Source organism: Methylosinus sp. sav-2 (assembly GCF_004366495.1).
Classification (GTDB): domain Bacteria; phylum Pseudomonadota; class Alphaproteobacteria; order Rhizobiales; family Beijerinckiaceae; genus Methylosinus.
On sequence record NZ_SOEJ01000023.1, the window covers coordinates 1 to 24375 of the forward strand.

A 24375-nucleotide genomic window follows, 5' to 3' on the forward strand; every position below is an offset into this window, starting at 1 on the left:
TTGTAATAGAAGCGGACACGATCATCGCGCCACCTGTCAGGCAGCTATCTCAAAAACCGCAATCAACGCCAGGCGGCCGCCGCCGGAGGGATACGGATGAATAGCAATCAACCAAATCAATTCTCGGCTCAGGGGGCGATTCCAAGGAGTGAGATCAAGCGTCTTTTGGAGGGATACGAAAAGATGATGGAAACGCTTCCGTCAGAAGAGCGTAATGCTCCGCTTCGCCCAGTGTGGGAGAGACGCCGCCTTCAATTGATTTCAGAATGGCGAATCCGCGGCGTCGACGTTCTAACGGCGGAAAAGCTCGCCCTCGCGGACGCCTATTCAATGCAGCACCTTGGAAATGAGCGTGGCGATGAACGTGTTTCGATCCTCGTGCGTAGCGTCGAGTCCAAAATGCTCTCGACGCGCATTGAGGGAGCACGATAGAGCGGCGAGCCGATAAGCCCGCCGCCCCAAAATCTCGGTCCGATCAGAAGTCTTCGCCGATCGCGTCTGCCCGAACGCCTCGGCTGCATGCGTCAGTGTCCACGTAACAGAGTCTCGAAACCATCCCGAAACACCCACACGATGCGGGGCGATTATGCACGACACGACGAATCGACGCAACGGCAATTCGGACGCGATTCCAGGGGGATTGCGTGACGCGATACGTGAAGCCGCCATCGGCTACGCCGAACAAGGCGCGGCGATCGTGCTGCTTCGCGAGCGAGACAAAAAGCCGATTGAGACAGGCTGGACCGAGAAACCGCGCATGTCGCCTGCGGAAGTCGGAAGGGCCATCGCCAAGAGGCGAGTAGTGTTTGGCGATGTGAACATTGGCCTGCGCACTGGCGAACCTTCGTGCATGAAGGACGGCCGCTACATACATGTTGTCGACGTGGACATTCGAAATGTCGAGGAAGCCGACCGATGCGTGAAAGAGGCGCACGACGCGGTTTTCAAGGTGATGCCTGAATTGGAAAATGCGCCGCGCGTCCTATCAGGATCGGGCAGCGGATCACAGCATCTCTATTTCACGAGCGACGAACCGCTCCGAAAGAAGACCATCGCCCGTTCGAAACGCATGATCGGCAGCAAGCATGAGTGGGAGGCAGAGTTATTCGGCTCGGGAGTGCAAGTCGTGCTGCCGCCGTCGATCCACCCCGTTACAGGCCACGCCTATGAGTGGGATAGACGGCGGCGGCCTTTCTTCGACGATGGAATCCTGAGGGGCCGGCGCATTTTCGTTCCGGCGGAAAATCTCGCGCCGCTCTATGAGCGCCGAAAGGAGCCTTCAGCTCGCGACGCCGCCGCTGTGAAGATTTTCAACGGCGACATAGACCTTATGCGCAGCGCACTCGACGCCAGCAGCAACGAATTGGACTATGATCCTTGGTTCTTCCGCCTTTGCGCGATTCATTTCGAAAGCGATGGCTCGGAAGAAGGGCGTGAGCTGGCGCACGACTATTCCAGCAAATCGGATAAGTATGACGCCGACACGACCGACAGGAAGTGGGATTCGATCAAGGATAAGCACGACACTCTTGTAACCGGCGCGACGATTCGCTTTCACGCACGGCGCGAGGGGTGGCACGGGCCGGAAGGCTACGTCTATGGCGATGGCAGGGTAGAGTCCTCATTTGATATGCAGGACGAACGCGAATCTTCGCCAGAGGAGCAAAAGCGAGGCTCGCCGCTGCAATTCCACTACGCTGGCGACCTGAACAAGATTCGCGAAGCTACCTACCTTGTGAAGGATTGGCTTTTCGAGGGCCAGCTCTCGGCGATCTACGGGCCGCCCGGCGCGAGCAAGACATTTCTTGCACTCGATAACGCTCTTCATATCGCGCGCGGCTGGCCTTGGTTCGAACGGGAGGTAAAGCGAGGCGTCGCCATCTATATCGCGCTTGAAGGAATGAGCGGAATTCGCAAACGCGCCGAGGCGTGGTGTAAACACCACGGCGTAGATTTGAACCCTCTCCCGATCGTGTTCGCCGAAGGAATGCTCGATATCCGAAACGACAAACGAGCCCTTGCCGCAATCGCCGACGCAGCCGAACGCGCGAGCAAGCACTTCGGCCTCCCGGTTCGAATGATCGTTATCGACACACTGGCGCGCGCCATGGGCGGCGGAGACGAGAATTCCGCCGGTGACATGGGAGCGCTCGTTAATGCTGCCGATTTGCTGCGCAAGCGGACAGGGGCGCATCTGTGCCTTATCCACCATGAGGGGAAAGACAAGAGCAGAGGAATGCGCGGTTCATCGTCGCTCTTGGGCGCGGTCGATACCGCCATCGTCGTAGGACAAAATGCGAATGGCGCGGCGAGGATCGAAGCCAAGCTGACGAAGCAGAAAGAGGGCGAATGTCTCAGGCCCCTGCGATACAGTCTCGAAACAGTCTCTCTCGACCGCAGCGACGAAGACGGCAACCCTATTACGTCGGCAGTCGTCGCGCCGTCCTCTCGCATCGTGTTCGGTGATGAAAGGGTGAGCCCGCGAGAGATGGCCGCTTTAGTAGTCTTGCAACGGCTTGTCGACGACGCCCCATACAACTTCGACGAAGAGGACTCCACGCCAGTATGGATTAGCGTCCGAAGATGGAGAAGCGCGCTCGAAAAGGCCGGCTGGCCCGACGCAGAAAGCGGCCAAATGCGGCAAAATACGCGCGAAAAAAGTGGCCGAATCCGCATGAATATGCAGGAAAATTGCGTGGCACAAAGAACTACAAACGGGCCTGCGGACAAGAGGCGGACAAGAGCCACAAACGAGCCCGGACAAGGGGCGGACAACTTGCGGACAGTCGAGAGTTTCGAGAGAGAGTTTCGTCGTCTGAAGGAAAGCCTTGTAAAGAAAGGACTTATCAGGATCGAAGACGAAAAAGTCTCTGTCTCCAGTGTGTGAGCGGACAAGGGGCGGACAAGAATCGGACAAAGCGCCAAGGAGGCGGCAACCACCGGACAGCCCCCTATAGGGGCTGTCGGTTGTCCGCCCTCGGTCATGAAAAATATGGTAGAATAAAAAATGCCTCTGGTGACATTTTCACTGACGTGTCGCCGCGCGGACGTAGACTCCATTCCGTCCGTTCGATTGTCACATTCCGACCCTGGGCAACTTTCACGCTAACGCTTGGCGCAGTCGCATAAGCTGCTTTGCAAAAGGGATAAACAGTTGCAGGTAAACATAGACCTGTTCGCGTAATGGTGGTCGAGCGCCGGACGGATGGCCAGCGTCATTGCGGGCAATGCGAATAACTGATTGGATCGCGTCGAGATTGGTATCGAGGTCTTTTGTTGCGCTGTTTGGAAGGGTGTTGAGGACGGGGTGGAGTTGGTCTCGAAACTTGGTTATCTTCTGGCGGATGAAATGAAGCTTATTGAGGGGCGCAAACCTTGCTCCGTGGATGCTGCTGCTCGTAGCTACATCAATCAGCCTCAGAAATTCGAATTCGGAGGCAACGCCCAACATAACGCAGCTTGCAAGCAAACAGTCGGAATAAAACGCCGCAACGGCCTCCTCTAGATAAGCGAGTGCTTCGGACGAAATGTCCGGAACCTCTGCTCGAAGAACCTTCAAAAACCCCGACGCGTCGTGGAATCGAAAGGGGCTCTGAGCTTGGACGGTCTCACGTCCAAAGCGGCTGAGGCGCAAAAAGGGCCATCCGGGATTTGAAGAGTTGAGCCCTAATGTGATTATACCCTGGCGAAATAAATCCCACACGATCTCTAGAACTAGATCGGCGTCATTGGAGTCCAAACGGCTACCGGCTCCAGCGTAACTGAAGCCGCCCTGCAACGCGGGGGCATTATGTTTGTGTGCCACCCTGCGGCCGACATGTTCAAGCAATGCTTGAAATTGATTGACTTCGCTGCTCGCAGGATCGAGCATAATGTCAATTACAATTTCGCGAATTTCCTTATAGGAGTGTTTTGGAAGATACATCGCTGACCACTCGCCTTGCCAATGCCACTAGTCGTTCCGTGCGGAATTCGCCTGAACCATCCACCCTAACGAGCTTTGCAATGAAGATACTCACAATTTGCATGCAATGTCAGGTCGAAAGCGGACAGCCCAATTTATTGACGCTGGCACTCAAACGCATTCCTGATGACGGCATGATTGAAATGACCTGCGAAAAGGGGCATCGTACGTTCACAATCATACAGCAAATGAAATTCGAGATTCTCTCGGACATGGCAATAAAGGCAATCGTGGATGGCTACTACCGCGACGCTATCGCATCATTCATCGGGGCATTGGAGCGCTTGCACGAATTTTTCATTGAAGCTACTTGTCGAAAGTCCGGTATCGAAGGTGCGGTTTACAAAGCAGCATGGAAGACCCTGGCAAATCTTTCAGAACGACAGCTCGGCGCGTTCATCGCGGCACATCTGATCGAGACGGGACAGGTTCCGAAACTATTGCCCCAGAATCAAATGAAGTTACGAAACGATGTTATCCACAAGGGAAAGTTTCCCGATCGCGCGGAGACCGTAGGGTTCGGTCAGGCGGTATTGGATTGCGCTACTCCCATCCTCCGTTTGCTGACCTCTGAGCTGTATTCAAGCACGGTACAACAGTTGGTGGGTGAGAGCCTCGGGGATCGTTATAGAATTGCTCGAAACACCGGCTTTCTACCCGCCACGTATAGCATGTCCACATTGCTAAATCTTGGCCATGTGGCAGAAACTGTCGATCTAGAGTCTGCTATCGCCGCGTATTTGAAACGGCCTCCTCTCGAATCTGCCGTTGGCCGTCGTGGCGAAGAGGCATAAAGGGCCGCCAAAAGGATTTTTCAACGGGGCTCTGCGCCACCCCCGCCGACCGATTTTCGAAAAGGGGGGCCAATCGATCGCCCGGCGGCCCCGGCGATGGACTCCTCTCTCGCGTCATGATGGACTCTCGTTTCGAGCGCCGACCGATCGCCCGTTACTCCCGCCGTCGAAAAGGCACGCCGTCAGTTCGGCAATCGGCTTGCGGCATGGATGCCAGTGACGACGCTGCGGCGTTGAGCCGATCGCCGATGCTCAACAGAACAGCTTCTTCGGCAGGGCCGACTGCCGAATCATCGACGCCAATGTGCCGGGCTTGATATCGTCGCTCATTCGATGCGCGGCGATCGTCACGAGACGAACCTCGCCATGCACTTCGCCGCGGTAAATCGCGTGCGAGCCCTTGCCTTGGCGATGAAGAACGAAGCCGTTGGACTCCAAAATTCGAATGAAAGCGTCGAATGTCACGCCGGACAGGCCACGGGGAACGAAGCCGACGTGTCGCCGTCACGCGCGCGCCGGTGACGCCATGCGGACCGCAGGACGCGAGCTGTCCAGGCGAGTTCGACCAGTAGCGGCGCATGGCGATTCAGCAGCTTGGCGCGCGTGGTGTCGTCTTCGTCTCGGGCCGCGGCGATGTATTCCCGGACGGCTTCTTCGAGGGCTTCCTGGACCTCATTGAAGGAGCTGCCTTGCACGGCGAGGTCGAATTCGAGGCATATCCCCTCCCACTCGCCGGCACGGCCGTGGGCGAAGCAAACGATTTCGCGCATCTTCGACCCTTTCCGAGACGAGCCGCGGCTCGTACCACGGGAGTTAGCGCCGCGCCTATCGTCGTGAAGCTATCAGTGCGGTGATTTCCTCGCCCGTGGCGACATGGTGGCGACACGGCGCGACAGACTCTATCCTCACCCTTGCCAATAGCTGCATAAGCTATTGATTTAAATGGTGAGCGCGATGGGACTCGAACCCATGACCCTCTGATTAAAAGTCAGATGCTCTACCGACTGAGCTACGCGCTCGCTGGAATGCCGCTTCGAATCGCAGGGCGAGCCCGCGCGGTTCGTCGTGACCCCGGCGGCTCGACCCCTACCTGTTGGCGAGGGGCCGGTCAACCCCGGCTCGAGCGGATCGCTCCTCAGGCCATCCATTTCACATAGAGCACGAAGAGCCAGAACAAGATCGCCGAGACGATCGTCGTCACAACAGCCTTGATCCACAGCTTGGGGGCCACGGGCGCGCCCGGATCCCCTCCCGTCGGCGTGTCGTCCTCCTCTTCCGAGGAGCGGACGCCGAAAGGAAGGATCGCGAACAGCACGATCCACCATATCGTGAGGTAGATCGCTACGGCGAGCGGCGTCGTAAATGGCAAAATCCGCGCTCCTCGACCTTGCGCCGGGCCTGTTGGCCCTCGCTCATTCAGGCCTGCTCGAGCTCGACCAAGGCCCCGTTGAAATCCTTCGGATGCAGGAAGAGCACCGGCTTGCCATGGGCGCCGATCTTCGGCTCGCCATCGCCCAGCACGCGCGCGCCGGAGGCTTTCAGCTGGTCGCGCGCCGTCAGAATATCATCCACCTCATAGCAGAGATGATGAATGCCGCCGGCCGGATTTTTGGCGACGAAGCCGGCGATCGGCGATCCTTCGCCGAGCGGCTGCAGCAGCTCGATCTTGGTGTTGGGCAGCTCGACGAAGACGACCGTGACGCCGTGCTCGGGAAGAGACTCCGGCTCGGAGACCTTGGCGCCGAGCGTATTTTTATATGTCGCCGTCGCCGCCGCGAGGTCCGAGACGGCGATGGCCACATGATTCAAGCGTCCGATCATGACGTTTCCCTGAAATTTCTCCAGAGACCTAAATGCGTCATCACGCCTCGATGATCAATACATGCACTTGCGGTTTCTTGCCCCACACCGCATTGACGCTGGCTCGCACGGCGCGCTCGACCGCCGTCGCGGCGGCGTCGAAATCCCGCCGCTTCTGCCGCGGCAGATTGTCGAAGGTGCGGAAGATGGCGTCATCCACCACCTCGCCCATATCCACGCCGTCGCGCCCCTTCTTGGGCAGGCCGGAGATCAGCACATCGGGATCGCCGACGAGATCGCCGCGCTTGTCGATGGCGAGCGCCAGCGACACCACGCCGGAGAAGCTCAGCCGCGCGCGCTCGCGCACGGCGCCGTCATCCTCCGAGACGAGCACGTCGCCGTCCTTGAGCAGGCGGCCGGTCGGCGCCTTGCCGACGACGCCGGGCTCCCCCGGAAACAGCCGCACAATGTCGCCATTGCGGGCGCCGATGGTGCGCTCCACCCCGCGCGCCTTCGCGAAGGCCGCATGGACGGAGAGATGATGCCCCTCGCCATGCGCCGGCACCGATATGCGCGGCCGCACCCAATCATAGAGCTGGGCGACCTCGCCGCGACGCGGATGGCCGGAGCAATGGACGAGATGGTCGTGATCGGTGATGACCTCGACGCCCTGGTCGCAGAGCTTGTTGACGACGCGATGCACCTCGCGCGTGTTGCCCGGAATGGCGCGCGAGGAAAAGATGACCGTATCGCCGGAGACGAGCTTGATGACCGGATGCTCTTTCTCGGCGACGCGGGCCATTGCGGCGCGCGGCTCGCCCTGGCTGCCGGTCGCCAGCACCACGATCTTGTCGCGCGGCAAGGCGGTGAACATGTCGAGCGAGAGAAATGGCGGCAGGCCGTCGAGAAAGCCGCATTCGCGCGAGACCTGAATGACGCGCTCCATGGCGCGGCCGGCGACAACGACGCTGCGTCCGGCCGCCTGCGCCGCCTCCGCCACGGCGCGGATGCGCGCGACATTGGAGGCGAAGGTCGTCACCAGCACGCGCTCCTTGGCGTCGCCGATGAGCTTGCGCAGCGTCTGCGCCACATCGCTCTCGGAGAAGCTGTCGCCCTCGCGCAGAATATTGGTGGAGTCGCAGATGAGCGCGTCGACGCCCTCGTCGCCGAGCGCCGTCAGCCGCGCCGCGTCGATGCGATGGCCGACGCCGGGCTCGGGGTCGATCTTCCAATCGCCCGTATGAATGGCGAGGCCGAGCGGCGTGCGGATCGCGAGCGCATTGGCCTCCGGGATCGAATGCGCGACAGCGACGAATTCGACGTCGAAGGGACCGATATCGAGACGCTGGCCCGTCGCCACGGTGACGACCTTGATATTGGGCGCGCCCGCCTCCTGCAGACGGCGCGCCTCCAGCAGGCTCGCGGCGAAACGCGTCGCATAGACGGTGCAGCCGAGCTTGGGCCAGAGGAAGGAGAGCGCTCCGATGTGGTCCTCATGGGCGTGGGTGATGACCAACCCGACCAGATCGCGGCGGATCTTTTCCACAAACGTGACGTCCGGCATCAGCAGATCGACGCCCGGCAGCTCCGGGCCGGGAAAGGCCAAGCCGCAATCGACCATAAGCCATTTACGCGTCTTGGGCGGGCCGAAGCCGTAGAGAGCGGCGTTCATGCCGATCTCGCCGAGACCGCCCAAAGGCGCAAAGACGAATTCGCTCACTTCCTCGTTCATCGGCCACGCTCCGGCTCGGGCCGGGCCGCCGCGAGGGCCGGCAAGAAGATGTCTCCCGCTTCTATGGCGCGACGGCCGCTGCGGGTGGAAATAATCAGGCGTCCGTCGGCGTCTATGGTCTCGAATCGTCCAGAGACCGTCTCGCGCGGAAGACGCGCCTCGATCTCCGCGCCCAATCCCGCCGCATGGCCGAGCCAGCGCTCGCGGAGAGCGGCAAATCCGGAGCCGCCCGCCCAGAGAGCGAGCGCCTCCGCCATTTTATCGGAGAGCAAAGCAAAGAGCGCGCCGGCCGCAGGACCGCCCAAACGCGACAAATCGCACGCCGGATAAGGCAGATCGGCCGGCGCGGCGACGCAATTGACCCCTATGCCGATGACGCAGCCGAAGGGCGCCCCCTGCCCCGCAGGCTGGACGCCCTCGAGAAGAATCCCGGCCAGCTTCTCGCCGTCGAGCAGCACGTCATTCGGCCATTTCAGCGCGAGCCGATCGACCGCGCCGGTCGCCTCGATCAATGCGCCGATCGTCGCGAGGCCGGCCGCGAAGCCGAGCTGCGGCGCGAGGGCCGCCGGCCCAAAGCCGGAGACGAGCAGGCTCGCATGGAGATTTCCGCTCATCGAGCTCCAGCTGCGGCCGAGGCGGCCGCGGCCCTTGATCTGGCGCGCGGCGACGATCCACAAGGGACCGGCGTCGCCCGCCTCGGCGCGACGCTTGGCTTCGTCGTTGGTCGAGTCGATCTCGTCGTAAATCTCGAGACGAACCCCGCGCGAGAGCGCGTGGTCGCCGAGCCTCGCGCCTTCCATCGGGCTCAGAACAACGACTTGGCGGCAGCCGTCGCGGCCTCCACCACGGGAGCCGGATAGACCCAAAAGCCGAGCACGAACAAGGTCGAAACCGCGAGCACCGCGCGCAGCGACAGAGGCGAATGGTCGAAGGCCGGCGCCGGCTCGTCGAAATAGATCACCTTGACGACGCGCAGATAATAGAAGGCGGAGATCGCGCTCGCCAGCACGCCGACGATGGCGAGCGGATAGAGCCCGGCGTCCACCGCCGCCAGCAGCACGTAATATTTCGCGAAGAAGCCGGCGAGCGGCGGCACGCCCGCGAGCGAGAACATCAGCATGGCGAGGAAGAAGGCCGCCGTCCCATTATTGCGGGAGAGGCCCGAGAGATCGCTGATCTTCTCGACCGGACGACCCTCGACGCGCATCTGCAAAATGGCGGCGAAGGCGCCGAGCGTCATCACCAGATAAATGGCGAGATAGATGGCGACGCCGCGCACGCCCGCCTCATTGCCCGCGGCGAGGCCGACCAGGGCGAAGCCCATATGGCCGATCGAGGAATAGGCCATGAGGCGCTTGATGCTGGTCTGGCCGATCGCCGCAAAGGAGCCGAGCAGCATGGAGGCGATGGCGAGGAAGATCACGATCTGCTGCCACTGCCCGACAATGCCCGGAAAGGCCGTGAAGACGATGCGCGCGGTGATCGCCACGGCGGCCATCTTCGGCGCCGAGGCGAAAAAGGCGGTGACCGGCGTCGGCGCGCCCTCATAGACGTCCGGCGTCCACATATGGAAAGGCGCTGCCGACATTTTGAAGGCGAGGCCGGCCAGCACGAAGACGAGGCCGAAAATCACGCCGAGCGGCGGCGCGCCGGTGATCGCCTTGGCGATGCCGTCGAAGGAGATGGTCCCCGAGAAGCCGTAGAGCAGCGAGGCGCCATAGAGCAGCATGCCGGAGGAGAGAGCGCCGAGCACGAAATATTTGAGGCCGGCTTCCGAGGCGCGGGCGTCGTCACGATCGAAGGCGGCGACGACATAGAGCGCCAGCGACATCAGCTCTATGCCGAGATAGAGCGCGATGAGATTATCAGCCGAGACGAGCAGCAGCATGCCGATCGTCGACAGCACCACCAGCACCGGAAACTCGAAATTGCCGAGCTTGGCGCGCTGAAGATAATCGCGCGACATCAATATAGTGACGAGCGAGCCGACCAGCGTCAGCACTTTGACGAAGCGCGCGAAAGCGTCATCGACGAAGGCGCCCTCGAAGAGCGAGGCTTCCGATGTCTGGCCGAAGAACAGCGCCAGAATGGCGAGGCCGAGCAGCCCCGCCGCGAGCTCGTTGACGAGGCCGAAGGCGCGCGTCCCGCGCCAGGCGCCGATGAGGATCAGCGCCAATACGCCGAGGGCGAGGATGGTTTCCGGCAGGAAGTGATGCGCGAGGGCGGTTGAGAACGACATCGTCAGCGACCGATCATTGAGCGGCCTGGGCGACGACATGCGCCGCATTGGCCAGGGCCGTGTGAGATTGCAGGAGATTGGCGACGGCGGCCGCCGAGGCGTCGATGATCGGCTGCGGCCGCACGCCGTAATAGAGGGTGAGCGCGATCAGCGGCACGAACAGGACGAGCTCTCGCGCCGAGAGATCGCTGATCGTCTGCAGCGACGGCTTCTCGAGCGCGCCGAAGACCACGCGACGGTAGAGATACAGCGCGTAAGCCGCCGACAGCACGACGCCCGAGGTCGCGAACAACGCCACCCAGCTATTGGCGACGAAGGCCCCGGCGAGCGTCAGAAACTCGCCGACGAAGCCGGAGGTCCCCGGCAGGCCGACATTCGCCATGGTGAAGATCATGAAGGTGACGGCGTAGAGCGGCATGCGATTGACGAGGCCGCCATAGGCCGCGATCTCGCGCGTATGCATGCGGTCGTAGATGACGCCGACGCAGAGGAAGAGCGCGCCGGAGACGAAGCCATGCGAGATCATCAGGAACATGGCGCCCTGCACGCCCTGCGTCGTCAGCGTGAACAGGCCCATTGTGACGAAGCCCATATGCGCGATCGACGAATAGGCGATGAGCTTCTTTATGTCCTCCTGCACCAGCGCGACCAGCGAGGTGTAGATGACCGCGATCACCGACAGCGCATAGACGAGCGGCGCGAAATAGGCCGACGCGTCCGGGAACATGGGCAGAGAGAAGCGGATGAAGCCATAGCCGCCCATTTTCAAAAGGATGGCGGCGAGGATCACCGAGCCGGCGGTCGGCGCCTCGACGTGGGCGTCCGGCAGCCAGGTGTGGACCGGCCACATGGGCATCTTCACCGCGAAGGAGGCGAAGAAGGCGAGCCACAGCCAGATCTGCATCGACGGCGGGAATTTCGTCTCGAGCAGAATGGCGATGTCCGTCGTGCCCGTCTTGCCGTAGATCGCCAGAATGGCGATGAGCATCAGCAGCGAGCCGGCGAGCGTGTAGAGGAAGAATTTGAAGCTCGCATAGACGCGCCGCTTGCCGCCCCAAATGCCGATGATGAGGAACATCGGAATGAGGCCGCCCTCGAAGAAGAGATAGAAGAGCACGAGATCGAGCGCGCAGAACACGCCGATCATCAACGTCTCCAGGACGAGGAAGGCGACGAGATATTCCTTCAGCCGAAACTTCACCGACTCCCAGGAGGCGAGAATGGCGAAGGGCGTCAGGAAGGTCGTCAGCAGCACGAAGGGAATGGAGAAGCCGTCCACGCCCATTTTATAGGTGAGGCCGGCGCCGAACCAGGCCCTCTCCTCGACGAGTTGGAAAGCGGCGCTCGCCGTGTCGAAACGCCCCCAGACGACGAGCGAAAGCAGGAAGACGACGATCGTCGTCAGCAGCGCCGCCCATTTGGCGTTGCGAAGCGTCGCCTCGCTCTCGCCCTTCAGCGTGAGGATGAAGGCCGCGCCGACCAGCGGCAGAAAAGTGAGGCCGGTGAGAATGCCGAAGCCGAACATCAGCGCAGACCTCCTGCGACGAACCAGGTGACGACCGCCGCGACGCCGATCAGCATGGCGAAGGCGTAGTGATAGACATAGCCGGTCTGCAGCTTCACCGCGAGGCGAGCGCCGTCGACGACGCGCGCCGCAATGCCGTCGGGGCCGAGCCCGTCGATGATGCGGCCGTCGCCGCCCTTCCACAGTAGCCGACCGAGCGCGAAGGCGGGACGCACGAAGATCGCGTCATAGAGCTCGTCGAAATACCATTTGTTGAGCAGGAAGCGGTAGAGCCGCGGGAAGGCGTGCGCGATCTTCTGCGCCGTGCCCGGCGCCAGCTGATAGACGAAGAAAGCGCCGAGGAAGCCGAGGATCATCATCACCGTCGCGGCATAGGACACCCAATGCGGGATCTCATGCATGGCATGGAGAATGTGATTGTCGTGGCCGGTATAGAGCGCGCCCTTCCAGAACTCGTCATAGCCATGGCCGGCGAAATCGCCCATGAACACGGCGCCCGCCGCCACCGCGCCCACCGCCAGAACAGCGAGCGGGATCAGCATGACGATCGGCGACTCGTGCGGCGCATGATGGCCGTGGCCATGATCGTCATGGGCATGATCGTCATGACCATGGGCGTCCGCATGCGCGTGATCGTTGTGGCCTTGCGCGGCATGAGCGTCCGCATGAGACTCCTTCGCCTTGCCGAAGAAGGTCATGAAGACGAGACGCCACGAATAGAAGGAGGTGAGGCCCGCCGCGACCACCGTCGAGATAAAGGCGAGATAGGCGACGCTGCGATGCTCGCCGGCGGCGAAGGCCGCCTCGATGATGGCGTCCTTGGAGAAGAAGCCGGCGAAGCCGAGCTCCGTCCCCGGAATGCCGACGCCGGTCAGCGCCAGAGTGCCGATCGTCATCATGGCGAAGGTGAAGGGAATCTTGTTCCACAGCCCGCCCATGTTCCGCATGTCCTGCTCGTGATGCATCGCATGGATGACCGAGCCGGCGCCCAGGAACAGCAGCGCCTTGAAGAAGGCGTGGGTGAAGAGATGGAACACGCCGAGCGAATAGGCGCCGACGCCTTCCGCCACGAACATATAGCCGAGCTGCGAGCAGGTCGAATAAGCGATGACGCGCTTTATGTCGTTCTGCACGAGGCCGATCGTCGCCGCGAAAAAGGCGGTGATCGCGCCGATCAGCGTGACGAAGGCGAGCGTGTCCGGCGCATATTCGAAGATCGGCGACAGGCGCGCGACCATGAACACGCCAGCGGTCACCATTGTCGCGGCATGGATGAGGGCGGAGACCGGGGTCGGGCCTTCCATCGCGTCCGGCAGCCAGGTGTGCAGCAGGAATTGCGCGGACTTGCCCATCGCGCCGATGAACAGCAGGAAGGTCGCCAGCGTCAACGCGTCGAAATCGGCGCCGAACACATGAATCTTATGGCCCGCTATGCCGGGAACGGCGGCGAACACCTGCTCGAAGCTCAAGGATTGCGTGAGCTGGAAGATGAGGAAAATGCCGAGCGCGAAGCCGAAATCGCCGACGCGGTTGACGACGAAGGCCTTGATGGCCGCGGCGTTAGCCGAAGGCTTCTGATACCAGAAGCCGATGAGGAGGTAGGAGGCGAGACCGACGCCCTCCCAACCGAAGAACATCTGCACGAGATTATCGGCCGTCACCAGCGAGAGCATGGCGAAGGTGAAGAGCGACAGATAGGCGAAGAAGCGCGGACGATCCGGATCCTCGTGCATGTAGCCGATCGAGTAGAAATGCACGAGAGCGGAGACGCTGGTGACGACGACGAGCATCACCGCGGTCAGCGAGTCGACGCGCAAGGCCCAATCGACGCTGAGCTTGCCCGAGGTGAACCAATTGGCGAGCACCGGCGCGCTGGCGTGGCCGTGGCCGAGCGCGACATCGAAAAACTCGATCCAGGAAAAGCCGCAGGCGATGAACAGCAGCGTCGTCGTCACGAGCTCGGACGCCCGCGCGCCGATGCGCCGTCCGAAAATGCCCGCGATGAGAAAGCCGATGAGCGGCAGAAAGACGATTGCTTGGATCATCGGCGCTCAGCCCTTCAGAGAGTTGATGTCCTCGACCGCGATCGTGCCGCGGTTGCGGAAATAGGTGACGAGAATGGCGAGGCCGATGGCCGCCTCCGCCGCCGCCACCGTGAGGATGAACAGAGCGAAGACCTGGCCGGTCAGATCGCCGAGCGAGGCCGAGAAGGCCACGAGGTTGATGTTCACTGCGAGGAGGATCAGCTCGACCGACATCAAGATGATGATGATGTTCTTGCGGTTGAGGATGATGCCGGCGACGCCGAGCGTGAACACGATCGCCGAGACGACGAGATAATGGGTGAGGTCGACGACCATTGCTGCGATCCCCTCAGACGCCCGCCCGCGAGGGCACTTTCTTGATCTCGATGACATTGTCGCGCGTGCGCGCGTTCTGCTCCTCGATCTTCTGACGCTTGACGCCGGGACGGTGATGCAGCGTCAGCACGATCGCGCCGATCATGGCGGTGAGCAGCACCAGCGCCGAAGCCTGGAAGAACAGGAAATATTTCGTGTAGAGCACTTGGCCGAGCGCCGCCGTGTTGGACACGCCAGCGATGATCGGCGCTGCGGCGGCCTCTTTCGCGCCGGGCGCGCTCTGCCAGCCGAGCGCGACGAGGCCGAGCTCGCCGAGCACCACGGCCCCGACGGCGGCCCCGACCGGCAGATGCTTGCTGAAGCCCTGACGCAGCTCGGCGAAATCGACGTCCAGCATCATCACCACGAAGAGGAACAGCACAGCGACCGCGCCGACATAGACGACGACGAGGATCATGGCGAGGAATTCGGCCCCGGCGAGCAGGAAGAGCCCCGCGCCATTGACGAAGGCGAGGATGAGAAAGAGCACCGAATGAACCGGATTGCGCGAGACGATCACCGCGAAAGCCGATGCGATCAGCACCGCCGAGAAAAGATAGAAGAATGCCACAGCCACTTTGTCGTCCTCTCTCGAGCGTCTCGTTGCGTCCGGCTCTCGTGCGTTCTCAGCGATAAGGGGCGTCGAGCGCGATGTTGCGCGCGATCTCGCGCTCCCAGCGCGCGCCATTCTCGAGCAGGCGCTCCTTATTGTAGTAGAGCTCCTCGCGCGTCTCGACGGCAAACTCCTGGTTCGGCCCCTCGACGATGGCGTCGACCGGGCAGGCCTCCTGACAGAAGCCGCAATAGATGCATTTCACCATGTCGATGTCGTAGCGCGTCGTGCGGCGGGTGCCGTCATTGCGGCGCGGACCGGCCTCGATGGTGATGGCCTGCGCCGGGCAGATCGCCTCGCAGAGCTTGCAGGCGATGCAACGCTCCTCGCCATTGGGATAGCGACGCAGCGCATGCTCGCCGCGAAAGCGCGGCGAGATCGGGTTCTTCTCATGCGGATAGTTGAGCGTCGCCTTCGGCTTGAAGAAGTAGCGCATCGACAAAAAGAAGGCCGCGATGAACTCGGTGAGGAAGAGCGACTTGGCCGCTTGATCGAGCTTCATGACGTCACTCCCTTAGTTCGCGCCCGCCGAGCCGGCGAATTGCAGAATGCCGGCGACGACGATGACCATGACGAGCGAGATGGGCAGAAAAACCTTCCAGCCGAGCCGCATGAGCTGGTCGTAGCGATAACGCGGCACGAAGGCCTTCACCATGGCGAAGAAGAAGAAGAAGAATGTGACCTTGAGGACGAACCAGATCACGCCCGGGATCAGGGTGAAGGGCGCGATATTCACCGGCGGCAGCCAGCCGCCGAAGAAGAGGATCGTCAGCAGAGCGCACATGGTCAGGATCGCCACATATTCGCCGAGCATGAACAGCATGTAGGGCGTCGCCGAATATTCGATCATGAAGCCCGCCACCAGCTCCGACTCGGCTTCCACCAGGTCGAAAGGCGGGCGGTTCGTCTCGGCCAGCGCCGAGATGAAGAAGATGATGAACATCGGCAGAAGGCGCAGCCAATACCAGCCGAGAATGCCGTATTGCGAATCCTGCGCGCGCACGATCTCGGTGAGATTGAGCGAGCCGGCGCAGAGCAGAACGGTGATGATGACGAAGCCGATCGAGACTTCGTAGGACACCATTTGCGCGGCCGAGCGCAGCGCCGACAGGAAGGGATATTTGGAGTTCGACGCCCAGCCGGCCATGATGATGCCATAGACGCCGAGCGAGGAGATGGCGAAAATATAGAGAATGCCGACGTTGAGATCGGCGACCGCCCAGCCGTCATTGACGGGGATGACCGCCCAGGCGGCGACGGCGAGCATGGCCGTGACGAAAGGCGCGAGCAGGAACACGCCCTTATTGGCCGTGTCCGGGATCACCGGCTCCTTGAGCACGAATTTGAGCATGTCGGCGAAGCTCTGGAGCAAGCCCCAGGGTCCGACGACATTGGGTCCGCGGCGCAGCTGCACGGCGGCCCAGACCTTGCGGTCGATGTAGATCGCATAGGCGAGATAGACCAGCAGAACGACCGTCAGAACGACGCTCTTCACGATGATCAGGAGAAGGTTCAGCAGCCAGCCGTCGATCACGTCCTTGCTCCTATTCCGCCGCTTGCTTCAGTCGATCCAGCGCCAGCGCCGAACATTCCGCCATTGTGGCCGAGGCGCGCGCGATCGGATTGGTGAGATAGAAATCCGTGATCGCAGGCGCGAAATCATCCTTCCACGCGGTCGCCGGCTGCAGCGCCACCGCCTCGAGATCGGCCGCCGAGGCGGAGCCGATCTGGTCCAGCCGCAGAAGATGCGGATGCGCCTCGCCGAGCTTGGCGCGCAGCTGCTTTTGCGAATCGAAGGGCAGCGGCGCGCCGAGAGCGCCGGAGAGAGCGCGCAGGATCGCCCAATCCTCGCGGGCGTCGCCCGGCGGGAAGGTCGCGCGCAGCGCCTCCTGCACACGGCCTTCCGTGTTCACATAGAGGCCGAACTTTTCCGTATAGGCCGCGCCCGGGAGAATGACGTCGGCGCGATGCGCGCCCTTGTCGCCATGCGTGCCGATATAGACGACGAAGGCGCCCGGCTCGATGGCGATCTCATCGGCGCCGAGATTGAAGACGAGATCGAGCGCGCCGGCCTTCGCTATGTCCGCCGCATCGAGACCGCCCTGCCCCGGCGTGAAGCCGAGATCGAGCGCGCCGACGCGCGACGCCGCCGTATGCAGCACGCTGAAGCCGTTCCAAGCATCGGACAAACCGCCGTGCTTCTTGGCGGCCTGAGCGGCGAGCGCCAGAATGGCGCGGCCGTCGGGACGCGCCAGCGCGCCCTGACCGATCAGCACGAGGCGCTTGGCGGAGCCCGTCGGCGCGCTTTCGACGAAGCGCGCCAGAGCGTCGGGACCGGCGCCGAGATAATCATAATCATAGGTCAGATCGGCCTGTTCGCCGATCACCGAGATAGGGAAATGGCCCTTCAGCCAGCGCTTGCGGATGCGCGCATTGAGCACGGGCGCTTCCTTGCGCGGATTGGAGCCGACGATCAGCAGCGAATCCGCCTCGTCGACGCCGGCAATGGTGGCGTTGAAGAGATAGGAGGCGCGACCGAAGCGTGGATCGAGCTTGGTCCCGTCCTGGCGCGCGTCGAGATTGGCGCTTCCCAGCCCCTCGACGAGAAGCTTCAGCGCGAAGATTTCCTCGAGCGCCGCGAGATCGCCGACAAGGGCGCCGATCTTCTCGGCTTTCGTCGCCTTGGTCTTGGCGGCGACGGCGGCGAGCGCCTCCTGCCAGCTGGCGGGACGCAGGCGTCCATTCTCGCGAATATAGGGACGGTCGAGGCGCTGCGCCTTCAGCCCATCGACGACCTGTCGCGTCTTGTCGGAGATCCACTCCTCATTCACCGCCTCATTGAGGCGCGGCAGAATGCGGATCACCTCGCGGCCGCGGGCGTCGACGCGGATCGCCGAACCCAGCGCATCCTGCACGTCGATGGTCTCGGTCTTCTGATACTCCCATGGGCGGGCGCGGAAATTCTGCGGCTTGGGCAGAAGCGCGCCTACGGGACAGAGATCGGTCACATTGCCCTGCAGCTCCGACGTCATCGCCGTCTGCAGATAGGTGGTGATCTCCATATCCTCGCCGCGGCCGACCGCGCCCATGTCGCTGGTGCCGGCGATCTCCGCCGTGAAACGCACGCAGCGGGTGCAATGGATGCAGCGGGTCATCGCCGTCTTGACGAGCGGGCCGATATATTTGTCCTCGACCGCGCGCTTATTCTCGGCATAGCGCGAGCTGTCGCCACCGAAGGCGAGCGCCTGATCCTGCAAATCACATTCGCCGCCCTGATCGCAGATCGGACAGTCGAGCGGATGATTGACGAGCAGGAACTCCATCACGCCTTCGCGCGCCTTCTTCACCATCGGAGTCTTGGTGAAGACTTCCGGCGGCGCGCCGTCCGGTCCCGGACGCAAATCCTTCACGGCGACGGCGCAGGAGGCCTGCGGCTTCGGCGGGCCGCCTTTCACCTCAACGAGGCACATGCGGCAATTGCCGGCGATCGACAGACGCTCGTGAAAGCAGAAGCGCGGCACCTCGGCGCCGGCCTCCTCGCAGGCCTGCAGCAGCGTATATTCGGCCGGAACATCGACCTCGACGCCATCGACGAGAATTCTGGTCATTGGAATGCCTTACTCCGCCGCCACGCGCACCGGATCGGGATGCGGATTGGCCGCATAACGATCGATGCGCTTCTCGATTTCGCCACGGAAATGATTGATGAGACCCTGGATCGGCCAGGCCGCCGCGTCGCCGAGCGCGCAGATCGTATGGCCTTCGATCTGCTTCGACACGTCGAACAGCATGTCGATCTCGCGCTTGTGAGCGCGGCCTTCCGCCATGCGGGTGACGACGCGCCACATCCAGCCCGTGCCTTCGCGGCAGGGCGTGCACTGGCCGCAGCTCTCATGCTTGTAGAAATAAGAGATGCGGGCGATGGCGCGGATGATGTCGGTCGACTTGTCCATGACGATGACCGCCGCCGTGCCGAGGCCGGAGCCGAGCTTGACGAGGCTGTCGAAATCCATCGGACAGTCGATGATCTGATCGGCCGGCACGAGCCGCACGGAAGAACCGCCAGGAATGACGGCGAGCAGATTGTCCGAGCCGCCGCGCACGCCGCCGCAATGGCGGTCGATCAGCTCGCGGAAGGGAATGGACATGGCCTCTTCCACATTGCACGGCTTGTTCACATGGCCGGAGATGGAAAAGAGCTTGGTGCCCGTGTTGTTGGGCTTGCCGATGCCGGCGAACCAGCTCGCGCCGCGGCGTAGAATCGTCGGCGCGACGGCGATGGATTCGACATTATTGACCGTCGTCGGGCAGCCGTAGAGGCCGACATTGGCCGGGAACGGCGGCTTCAGCCGCGGCATGCCCTTCTTGCCTTCGAGGCTCTCGATCAGCGCCGTCTCCTCGCCGCAGATATAGGCGCCGGCGCCGTGATGGACGTAGAGATCGAAGGGATAGCCGTGAATATTGTCCTTGCCGATGAGCTTGGCGTCATAGGCCTCGTCGATCGCCTTCTGCAGCGCGATGCGCTCGGCGATGAACTCGCCGCGCACATAGATGTAGGAGGCGTGCGCGCCCATGGCGAAGGAGGCGATCAGCGCGCCCTCGATCAGCGTCTGCGGATCATTGCGCATGATCTCGCGGTCCTTGCAGGTGCCCGGCTCCGACTCGTCGGCGTTGATGACGAGATAGGAGGGACGCAAGGGGTCCGGCGTCTTCGGCATGAAGGACCATTTCAGGCCGGTGGAGAAGCCGGCGCCGCCGCGTCCGCGCAGCCCCGAATCCTTCATTTCCTGAATGATCTTGTCGCGGCCGAGCTCCAGCAGCGCCTTGGTGTTGTCCCAGGCGCCGCGCGAGCGGGCTCCGGCGAGGCTCTTGTCGCCTATGCCGTAGAGATTTGTGAAGATGCGGTCCTTATCGGCGAGCATTGGTCGTTCACTCCGCCTGCGCTTTGGCGCCGTCGCCGTAGAAAGAAGTGAGGCTCGTCAGCGCGCCTTCCGGCTCCGAGGAGACGCGGCCCGTCTGCGAACCGATCTTCACCGGCCGGCCGGCGGCGAGATCGTCGAGCAGCTTCTCGAAATTCTCAGCCGTCAAATCTTCGTAATAGTCGTCGTTGATCTGCACCATCGGCGCATTGCAGCAGGCGCCGAGGCACTCGACCTCGAGCCAGGAGAACAGCCCATCGGCGCTCACATGGCGCTGCGGGCCGACCCGGCGCTCGAGCACGGCGATCAGCTCGTCGGAGCCGCGCAGCATGCAAGGCGTGGTGCCGCAGAGCTGGACGTAGAATTTGCCCACCGGCTCGAGATTGAACATCGTGTAGAAGGTCGCGATCTCGAGCACGCGAATATAGGGCATGCCGAGCGTGTCCGCGACTTTCTCGATCGCCTTTTGCGGCAACCAATAGTCGTTCTGCTTCTGCGCCTGCCACAGGGCCGGCACGACCATGGAGGCCTGACGGCCGTCCGGATATTTGGCGATCTGCGCCTCGAGCCACGCCTTGTTCTCGGGCGTGAACTCGAAGCTCGCGGGCTGCTCTTCGGCGAGACGACGCACGGACATAGTGTCAGTTCCGTTTCTTTGTCGGGGCGCCGGAACGCCACCGCGCATTGAATTCACGAGTTGTTTCGCAGAACCAATCGGTTTTTGCGAAGTCGCGCTCGGGATGCTCGCTCCGCAGCTTCGCCGACTGCGGGCCGCCCCCCGACAACGACGAACACATGCAGCTTCCGTTCGTATACCAGGAAACTTCCCATTGCCCGCCCGACTCCGGGTCGTCGCCCATGGCGTTGCCGTCGTAGACGAATGACTTCGGCAGGTCGCCGAGCCGTTCGAAACGCCGACACGAGCCGCGACTCGCGATTGCCTGCGCAGTCGCTCCGAGCGACAGATACGTAGCCATCATCGCGGCGCCGATCACCGATCGACCTCCCCGAAGACGATATCGAGCGAACCAAGGATCGCCGAGACGTCGGCGAGCAGATGGTCCTTGCAGAGAAAATCCATGGCTTGCAGATGCGCGAAGCCCGGCGCGCGCAGCTTGCAGCGATAGGGCTTGTCGGTGCCGTCGGACACGAGATAGACGCCGAACTCGCCCTTGGGGGCCTCGACCGCGGCATAGACCTCGCCGGCCGGCACCTTGAAGCCTTCCGTATAGAGCTTGAAGTGATGGATGAGCGCTTCCATCGAGCGCTTCATCTCCGCGCGGGGCGGCGAGCAAATCTTGTTGTTCACCGTCGCCACCGGACCGCGATTCTCGGCCTTCAGCAGCTTATCGACGCATTGCTTCATAATGGAGGTCGACTGGCGCATCTCCTCCATGCGGATGACCGCACGGTCGTAGCAATCGCCATTCTTGCCGACGGGAATGTCGAACTCCATCTCCTCATAGCAATCATAAGGACGCGCCTTGCGCAGATCCCAGGGCGCGCCGGAGCCGCGCACCATCACGCCGGAGAAGCCGAATTTCCAGGCGTCCTCGAGCGAGATGACGCCGATGTCGGCGTTGCGCTGCTTGAAGATGCGGTTGCCGATGAAGAGCTCGTCGAGATCGTCGAGGACCTTGAGGAACGGATCGCAGAAAGCGCCGATATCCTCGACCAGCCGATCCGGCAGGTCGCGGGCGACGCCGCCCGGACGGAAGTAATTGGCGTGCATGCGCGCGCCGCTCGCCCGCTCATAGAAGACCATGAGCTTTTCGCGCTCCTCATAGCCCCAGAGCGGCGGCGTCAGCGCGCCGACGTCCATGGCTTGCGCGGTGACGTTGAGCAGATGCGAGAGCAGACGGCCGATCTCGGCATAGAGCACGCGGATGAGCTGGCCGCGGCGCGGAACCTCGACGTCGAGCAGTTGCTCTATGCCGAGACAGAAAGCGTGCTCCTGATTCATCGGCGCGCAATAGTCGAGCCGGTCGAAATAGGGCACATTCTGCAGATAGGTCCGCGCCTCCATCAGCTTCTCTGTGCCGCGATGCAGGAAGCCGACATGCGGATCGCAGCGCTCGACCACCTCGCCGTCGAGCTCGAGGATCAGGCGCAGCACGCCATGCGCCGCCGGATGCTGCGGGCCGAAGTTGAGGTTGAAGTTTCGCAGGCTCTGGTCGTTCATCGTGACAGTCCCAGCGGGGAGAGCGAATAGCGAATAGCGAGTAGCGAGTAGTGGGTCATGTCGTCGCCACTCCTGTCTTTCGTTGAAGCGAGCGGGTCAGCGCACGCAGCATTCGGCCTATCTCGTCGCCGCGCGCCAACAAAGGCGTCACGGCGCTCGCGGACGCAAGCCCGACTCTGTCGGCGAGCATCAAGTGCGTTTCCAGCTCTTTGAGCGATCCCTGGGCGTTTCTCAAGAATTGGACGAACGACCCCGTTGTCTCGCGGCCATGGCCTTCCGCGATATTCGCGGCCACCGACGCGGCCGCACGACGAATTTGCGAGGTCATCCCGTACATTTCTCCCCTCGGAAACCTTCCTGTGAGTTCGTAGCAATCGACAGCGAGGTTCATCGCTTCCTGCCAGACCTTGAGATCTCGATACGATTGAAATCGAGGTCCGTCCATGATCGACTCTCGTCCTCTATTCGCTACTCCCTATTCGCTACTCGCCCTCTCACTTGCTCGCCTTCTCGTCGCCGGGAAGATCGTATTGCACGCCCTCCCAAGGCGAGAGGAAATCGAACTTCCGATATTCTTGGGTGAGGTTCAGGGGCTCATAGACGACCCGCTTGCGCTCGTCGTCGTAGCGCACCTCGACATAGCCGGACATCGGGAAATCCTTGCGCAGCGGATGACCGTCGAAGCCGTAGTCGGTCATGATGCGGCGAAGGTCGGGATGGCCATCGAACAGCACGCCGAAGAGATCATAGGTCTCGCGCTCGAACCAGTCGGCGCCGGGATAGAGGCTGGTCAGCGAGGCGACGGGCGTGCTCTCGTCGGTCTGCGTCTTCACGCGGATGCGCTGATTATGCTTGGGCGAGAGGAGGTGCAGCACCACATCGAAACGCAGATCGCGCTCCGGATAATCGGCCGCGGTGATGTCGGTGAAGCTGACGAAGAGGAACTCGGGATCGTCGCGCAGCACGCGCGCGGCGTCGAGCCAGCGCGAGCGCTCCACTTCCACGGTGAGCTCGCCATAGGCGATCTTGAGGCCCTTCACCACGCCCGGCAGGGCCGCGGCGACCTTCTCGCCGAGCTTTTCGAGTTCCGCGCTCATCTCTCACCCTCGCGTCATGAGAAACCGACCGCGCATGGCGCGTCGGCTCGCATCGCACTCTTCGTTTTTGCGCGCGCTCCCGAGGAGGCGCGAAATGTCACCGTTCGATCGTGCCGCTGCGGCGGATCTTCTTCTGCAGAAGCAGAACGCCATAGACGAGCGCCTCGGCCGAAGGCGGGCAGCCGGGGACATAGATGTCGACCGGAATGATTCGATCGCAGCCGCGCACCACCGAATAGGAATAGTGGTAATAGCCGCCGCCATTGGCGCAGGAGCCCATGGAGATGACGTAGCGCGGCTCCGGCATCTGGTCGTAGACCTTGCGCAGCGCCGGGGCCATTTTATTGGTCAGCGTGCCGGCGATGATGATGACGTCCGACTGGCGCGGGCTGGCGCGCGGCGCGAAGCCAAAGCGCTCGAGATCGTAGCGCGGCATGGCCGCCTGGATCATCTCGACCGCGCAGCAGGCCAGACCGAAAGTCATCCACATCAGCGAGCCGGTGCGCGCCCAATTGATGAGATCATCGGTGGCGGTGACGAGAAAGCCCTTGTCGGCGAGCTCGTCATTGAGGCCGAGGTAGAAGGGATCGTCCGCGCCCACCGGCTTGCCGGTGCGCGGATCGACGAGACCCTTGGCGGAGGGCGCGACGAGAGTCGGGCTCTGGCGAGTGATCAATCCCATTCGAGCGCTCCCTTGCGCCATTCATAGACGAAGCCGACGGTCAGCACGCCGAGGAAGAACATCATCGACCAGAAGCCGAAGCTTCCCGCCTCCTTGAAGGCCACCGCCCAGGGAAAGAGAAAAGCGACCTCGAGGTCGAAGACGATGAAGAGCAGAGCGACGAGATAGAAGCGCACGTCGAATTTCATGCGCGCGTCGCCGAAAGGATTGAAGCCGCACTCATAGGCGGAGAGCTTCTCCGGATCCGGCGCCTTGAAGGCGACCAGGAAGGGGAGAACGAGCAGAGCGCCGGCGATGATCGCCGCGAGGGCGATGAAGATCACGAGCGGCAAATATTGTTCGAGCAGGCTCGGCATGGCGATGTCCGACGTTTGCGGCGGGGGCGGCGATGTGACGCGGGGCGGGAGCCCCGGGCGCCGTCTGACCGCG

The 24375-nt window shown here is 62.4% G+C and carries 26 protein-coding genes and 1 tRNA gene; 3 read left to right on the plus strand and 24 right to left on the minus strand.

The features are described from left to right. Positions 1 to 96: 96 nt before the first annotated feature. A complete protein-coding gene (locus tag EDE12_RS20415; protein WP_134188274.1) occupies positions 97 to 432 on the plus strand; it encodes a hypothetical protein in 336 nt (111 codons plus the stop codon). Positions 433 to 586: 154 nt separating this feature from the next. Further along, the gene (locus tag EDE12_RS20420) at positions 587 to 2887 is read left to right on the plus strand and encodes an AAA family ATPase (RefSeq protein ID WP_084768479.1); all 2301 of its coding nucleotides are present in this window, start codon (positions 587 to 589) and stop codon (positions 2885 to 2887) included. 213 nt (positions 2888 to 3100) lie between these two features. Here EDE12_RS20420 and EDE12_RS20425 read toward each other — a convergent pair whose 3' ends face one another. Further along, positions 3101 to 3925 (minus strand): hypothetical protein, encoded by an 825-nt coding sequence (locus EDE12_RS20425; RefSeq protein WP_026598380.1) that lies wholly within the window; start codon positions 3923 to 3925, stop codon positions 3101 to 3103. Between the two features lie 80 nt (positions 3926 to 4005). Between EDE12_RS20425 and EDE12_RS20430 the strand changes: the two genes are divergently transcribed. Next, the gene (locus tag EDE12_RS20430; RefSeq protein WP_198029878.1) at positions 4006 to 4758 is read left to right on the plus strand and encodes a hypothetical protein; all 753 of its coding nucleotides are present in this window, start codon (positions 4006 to 4008) and stop codon (positions 4756 to 4758) included. 252 nt (positions 4759 to 5010) lie between these two features. Here EDE12_RS20430 and EDE12_RS20435 read toward each other — a convergent pair whose 3' ends face one another. From EDE12_RS20435 to EDE12_RS20545, 23 genes are all read right to left on the minus strand, one after another. Beyond that, positions 5011 to 5223 carry a type II toxin-antitoxin system HicA family toxin gene (locus tag EDE12_RS20435; RefSeq protein ID WP_026598379.1) on the minus strand — a complete coding sequence of 71 codons (213 nt, stop codon included), beginning with the start codon at positions 5221 to 5223 and terminating at the stop codon, positions 5011 to 5013. Beyond that, positions 5220 to 5528, minus strand: coding sequence for a hypothetical protein (locus EDE12_RS20440; RefSeq protein WP_026598378.1), 309 nt, complete (start codon positions 5526 to 5528; stop codon positions 5220 to 5222). The genes EDE12_RS20435 and EDE12_RS20440 overlap by 4 nt, the downstream gene beginning before the upstream one ends. Before the next feature lie 173 nt (positions 5529 to 5701). Then, positions 5702 to 5777: transfer RNA gene (locus EDE12_RS20445), tRNA-Lys, on the minus strand. Between the two features lie 116 nt (positions 5778 to 5893). Continuing rightward, entirely contained in the window at positions 5894 to 6127 is a 234-nt protein-coding gene (locus EDE12_RS20450; RefSeq protein WP_024879561.1) for a DUF1467 family protein, read from the minus strand. Between the two features lie 47 nt (positions 6128 to 6174). Further along, entirely contained in the window at positions 6175 to 6579 is a 405-nt protein-coding gene (mce, locus tag EDE12_RS20455; RefSeq protein WP_024879560.1) for a methylmalonyl-CoA epimerase, read from the minus strand. 40 nt (positions 6580 to 6619) lie between these two features. Continuing rightward, positions 6620 to 8290 (minus strand): ribonuclease J, encoded by a 1671-nt coding sequence (locus tag EDE12_RS20460; RefSeq protein ID WP_026598377.1) that lies wholly within the window; start codon positions 8288 to 8290, stop codon positions 6620 to 6622. Beyond that, complete coding sequence (locus tag EDE12_RS20465) at positions 8287 to 9090, minus strand: biotin--[acetyl-CoA-carboxylase] ligase (RefSeq protein ID WP_026598376.1); 804 nt, start codon at positions 9088 to 9090, stop codon at positions 8287 to 8289. Before EDE12_RS20465 ends, EDE12_RS20460 begins: the two co-directional genes overlap by 4 nt. A gap of 5 nt (positions 9091 to 9095) precedes the next feature. Continuing rightward, entirely contained in the window at positions 9096 to 10529 is a 1434-nt protein-coding gene (nuoN, locus tag EDE12_RS20470; RefSeq protein WP_026598375.1) for an NADH-quinone oxidoreductase subunit NuoN, read from the minus strand. 13 nt (positions 10530 to 10542) lie between these two features. Beyond that, a complete protein-coding gene (locus EDE12_RS20475) occupies positions 10543 to 12054 on the minus strand; it encodes an NADH-quinone oxidoreductase subunit M (RefSeq protein WP_026598374.1) in 1512 nt (503 codons plus the stop codon). Continuing rightward, complete coding sequence (gene nuoL / locus EDE12_RS20480) at positions 12054 to 14099, minus strand: NADH-quinone oxidoreductase subunit L (RefSeq protein WP_026598373.1); 2046 nt, start codon at positions 14097 to 14099, stop codon at positions 12054 to 12056. Before nuoL ends, EDE12_RS20475 begins: the two co-directional genes overlap by 1 nt. A 6-nt stretch (positions 14100 to 14105) precedes the next feature. Continuing rightward, positions 14106 to 14414 carry an NADH-quinone oxidoreductase subunit NuoK gene (gene nuoK, locus EDE12_RS20485; RefSeq protein ID WP_018265958.1) on the minus strand — a complete coding sequence of 103 codons (309 nt, stop codon included), beginning with the start codon at positions 14412 to 14414 and terminating at the stop codon, positions 14106 to 14108. A gap of 13 nt (positions 14415 to 14427) precedes the next feature. After that, on the minus strand, positions 14428 to 15030 hold the full coding sequence (locus EDE12_RS20490) for an NADH-quinone oxidoreductase subunit J (protein WP_024879554.1): 603 nt from the start codon (positions 15028 to 15030) through the stop codon (positions 14428 to 14430). Positions 15031 to 15079: 49 nt separating this feature from the next. After that, the gene (gene nuoI, locus EDE12_RS20495; RefSeq protein WP_024879553.1) at positions 15080 to 15568 is read right to left on the minus strand and encodes an NADH-quinone oxidoreductase subunit NuoI; all 489 of its coding nucleotides are present in this window, start codon (positions 15566 to 15568) and stop codon (positions 15080 to 15082) included. A gap of 12 nt (positions 15569 to 15580) precedes the next feature. Continuing rightward, the gene (gene nuoH, locus EDE12_RS20500) at positions 15581 to 16600 is read right to left on the minus strand and encodes an NADH-quinone oxidoreductase subunit NuoH (RefSeq protein ID WP_024879552.1); all 1020 of its coding nucleotides are present in this window, start codon (positions 16598 to 16600) and stop codon (positions 15581 to 15583) included. 10 nt (positions 16601 to 16610) lie between these two features. Then, on the minus strand, positions 16611 to 18674 hold the full coding sequence (nuoG, locus tag EDE12_RS20505) for an NADH-quinone oxidoreductase subunit NuoG (RefSeq protein WP_026598372.1): 2064 nt from the start codon (positions 18672 to 18674) through the stop codon (positions 16611 to 16613). A 9-nt stretch (positions 18675 to 18683) separates the two neighbouring features. After that, the gene (nuoF, locus tag EDE12_RS20510; RefSeq protein ID WP_024879550.1) at positions 18684 to 19988 is read right to left on the minus strand and encodes an NADH-quinone oxidoreductase subunit NuoF; all 1305 of its coding nucleotides are present in this window, start codon (positions 19986 to 19988) and stop codon (positions 18684 to 18686) included. Between the two features lie 7 nt (positions 19989 to 19995). After that, positions 19996 to 20622 (minus strand): NADH-quinone oxidoreductase subunit NuoE, encoded by a 627-nt coding sequence (gene nuoE / locus EDE12_RS20515; RefSeq protein WP_024879549.1) that lies wholly within the window; start codon positions 20620 to 20622, stop codon positions 19996 to 19998. A 4-nt stretch (positions 20623 to 20626) separates the two neighbouring features. Beyond that, on the minus strand, positions 20627 to 20980 hold the full coding sequence (locus tag EDE12_RS20520) for a hypothetical protein (RefSeq protein ID WP_024879548.1): 354 nt from the start codon (positions 20978 to 20980) through the stop codon (positions 20627 to 20629). Further along, positions 20977 to 22167: an NADH-quinone oxidoreductase subunit D gene (locus EDE12_RS20525; protein ID WP_024879547.1), complete on the minus strand. Its 1191-nt coding sequence runs from the start codon at positions 22165 to 22167 to the stop codon at positions 20977 to 20979. Before EDE12_RS20525 ends, EDE12_RS20520 begins: the two co-directional genes overlap by 4 nt. Before the next feature lie 55 nt (positions 22168 to 22222). Next, positions 22223 to 22612 (minus strand): four helix bundle protein, encoded by a 390-nt coding sequence (locus tag EDE12_RS20530; protein WP_026598371.1) that lies wholly within the window; start codon positions 22610 to 22612, stop codon positions 22223 to 22225. Between the two features lie 49 nt (positions 22613 to 22661). Further along, a complete protein-coding gene (locus tag EDE12_RS20535) occupies positions 22662 to 23264 on the minus strand; it encodes an NADH-quinone oxidoreductase subunit C (RefSeq protein ID WP_024879545.1) in 603 nt (200 codons plus the stop codon). A gap of 97 nt (positions 23265 to 23361) precedes the next feature. Next, positions 23362 to 23946, minus strand: a complete 585-nt coding sequence (locus tag EDE12_RS20540; protein WP_018265967.1) for an NADH-quinone oxidoreductase subunit B — start codon at positions 23944 to 23946, stop codon at positions 23362 to 23364. Further along, on the minus strand, positions 23937 to 24302 hold the full coding sequence (locus EDE12_RS20545; protein ID WP_018265968.1) for an NADH-quinone oxidoreductase subunit A: 366 nt from the start codon (positions 24300 to 24302) through the stop codon (positions 23937 to 23939). The genes EDE12_RS20540 and EDE12_RS20545 overlap by 10 nt, the downstream gene beginning before the upstream one ends. Positions 24303 to 24375: the final 73 nt, after the last annotated feature.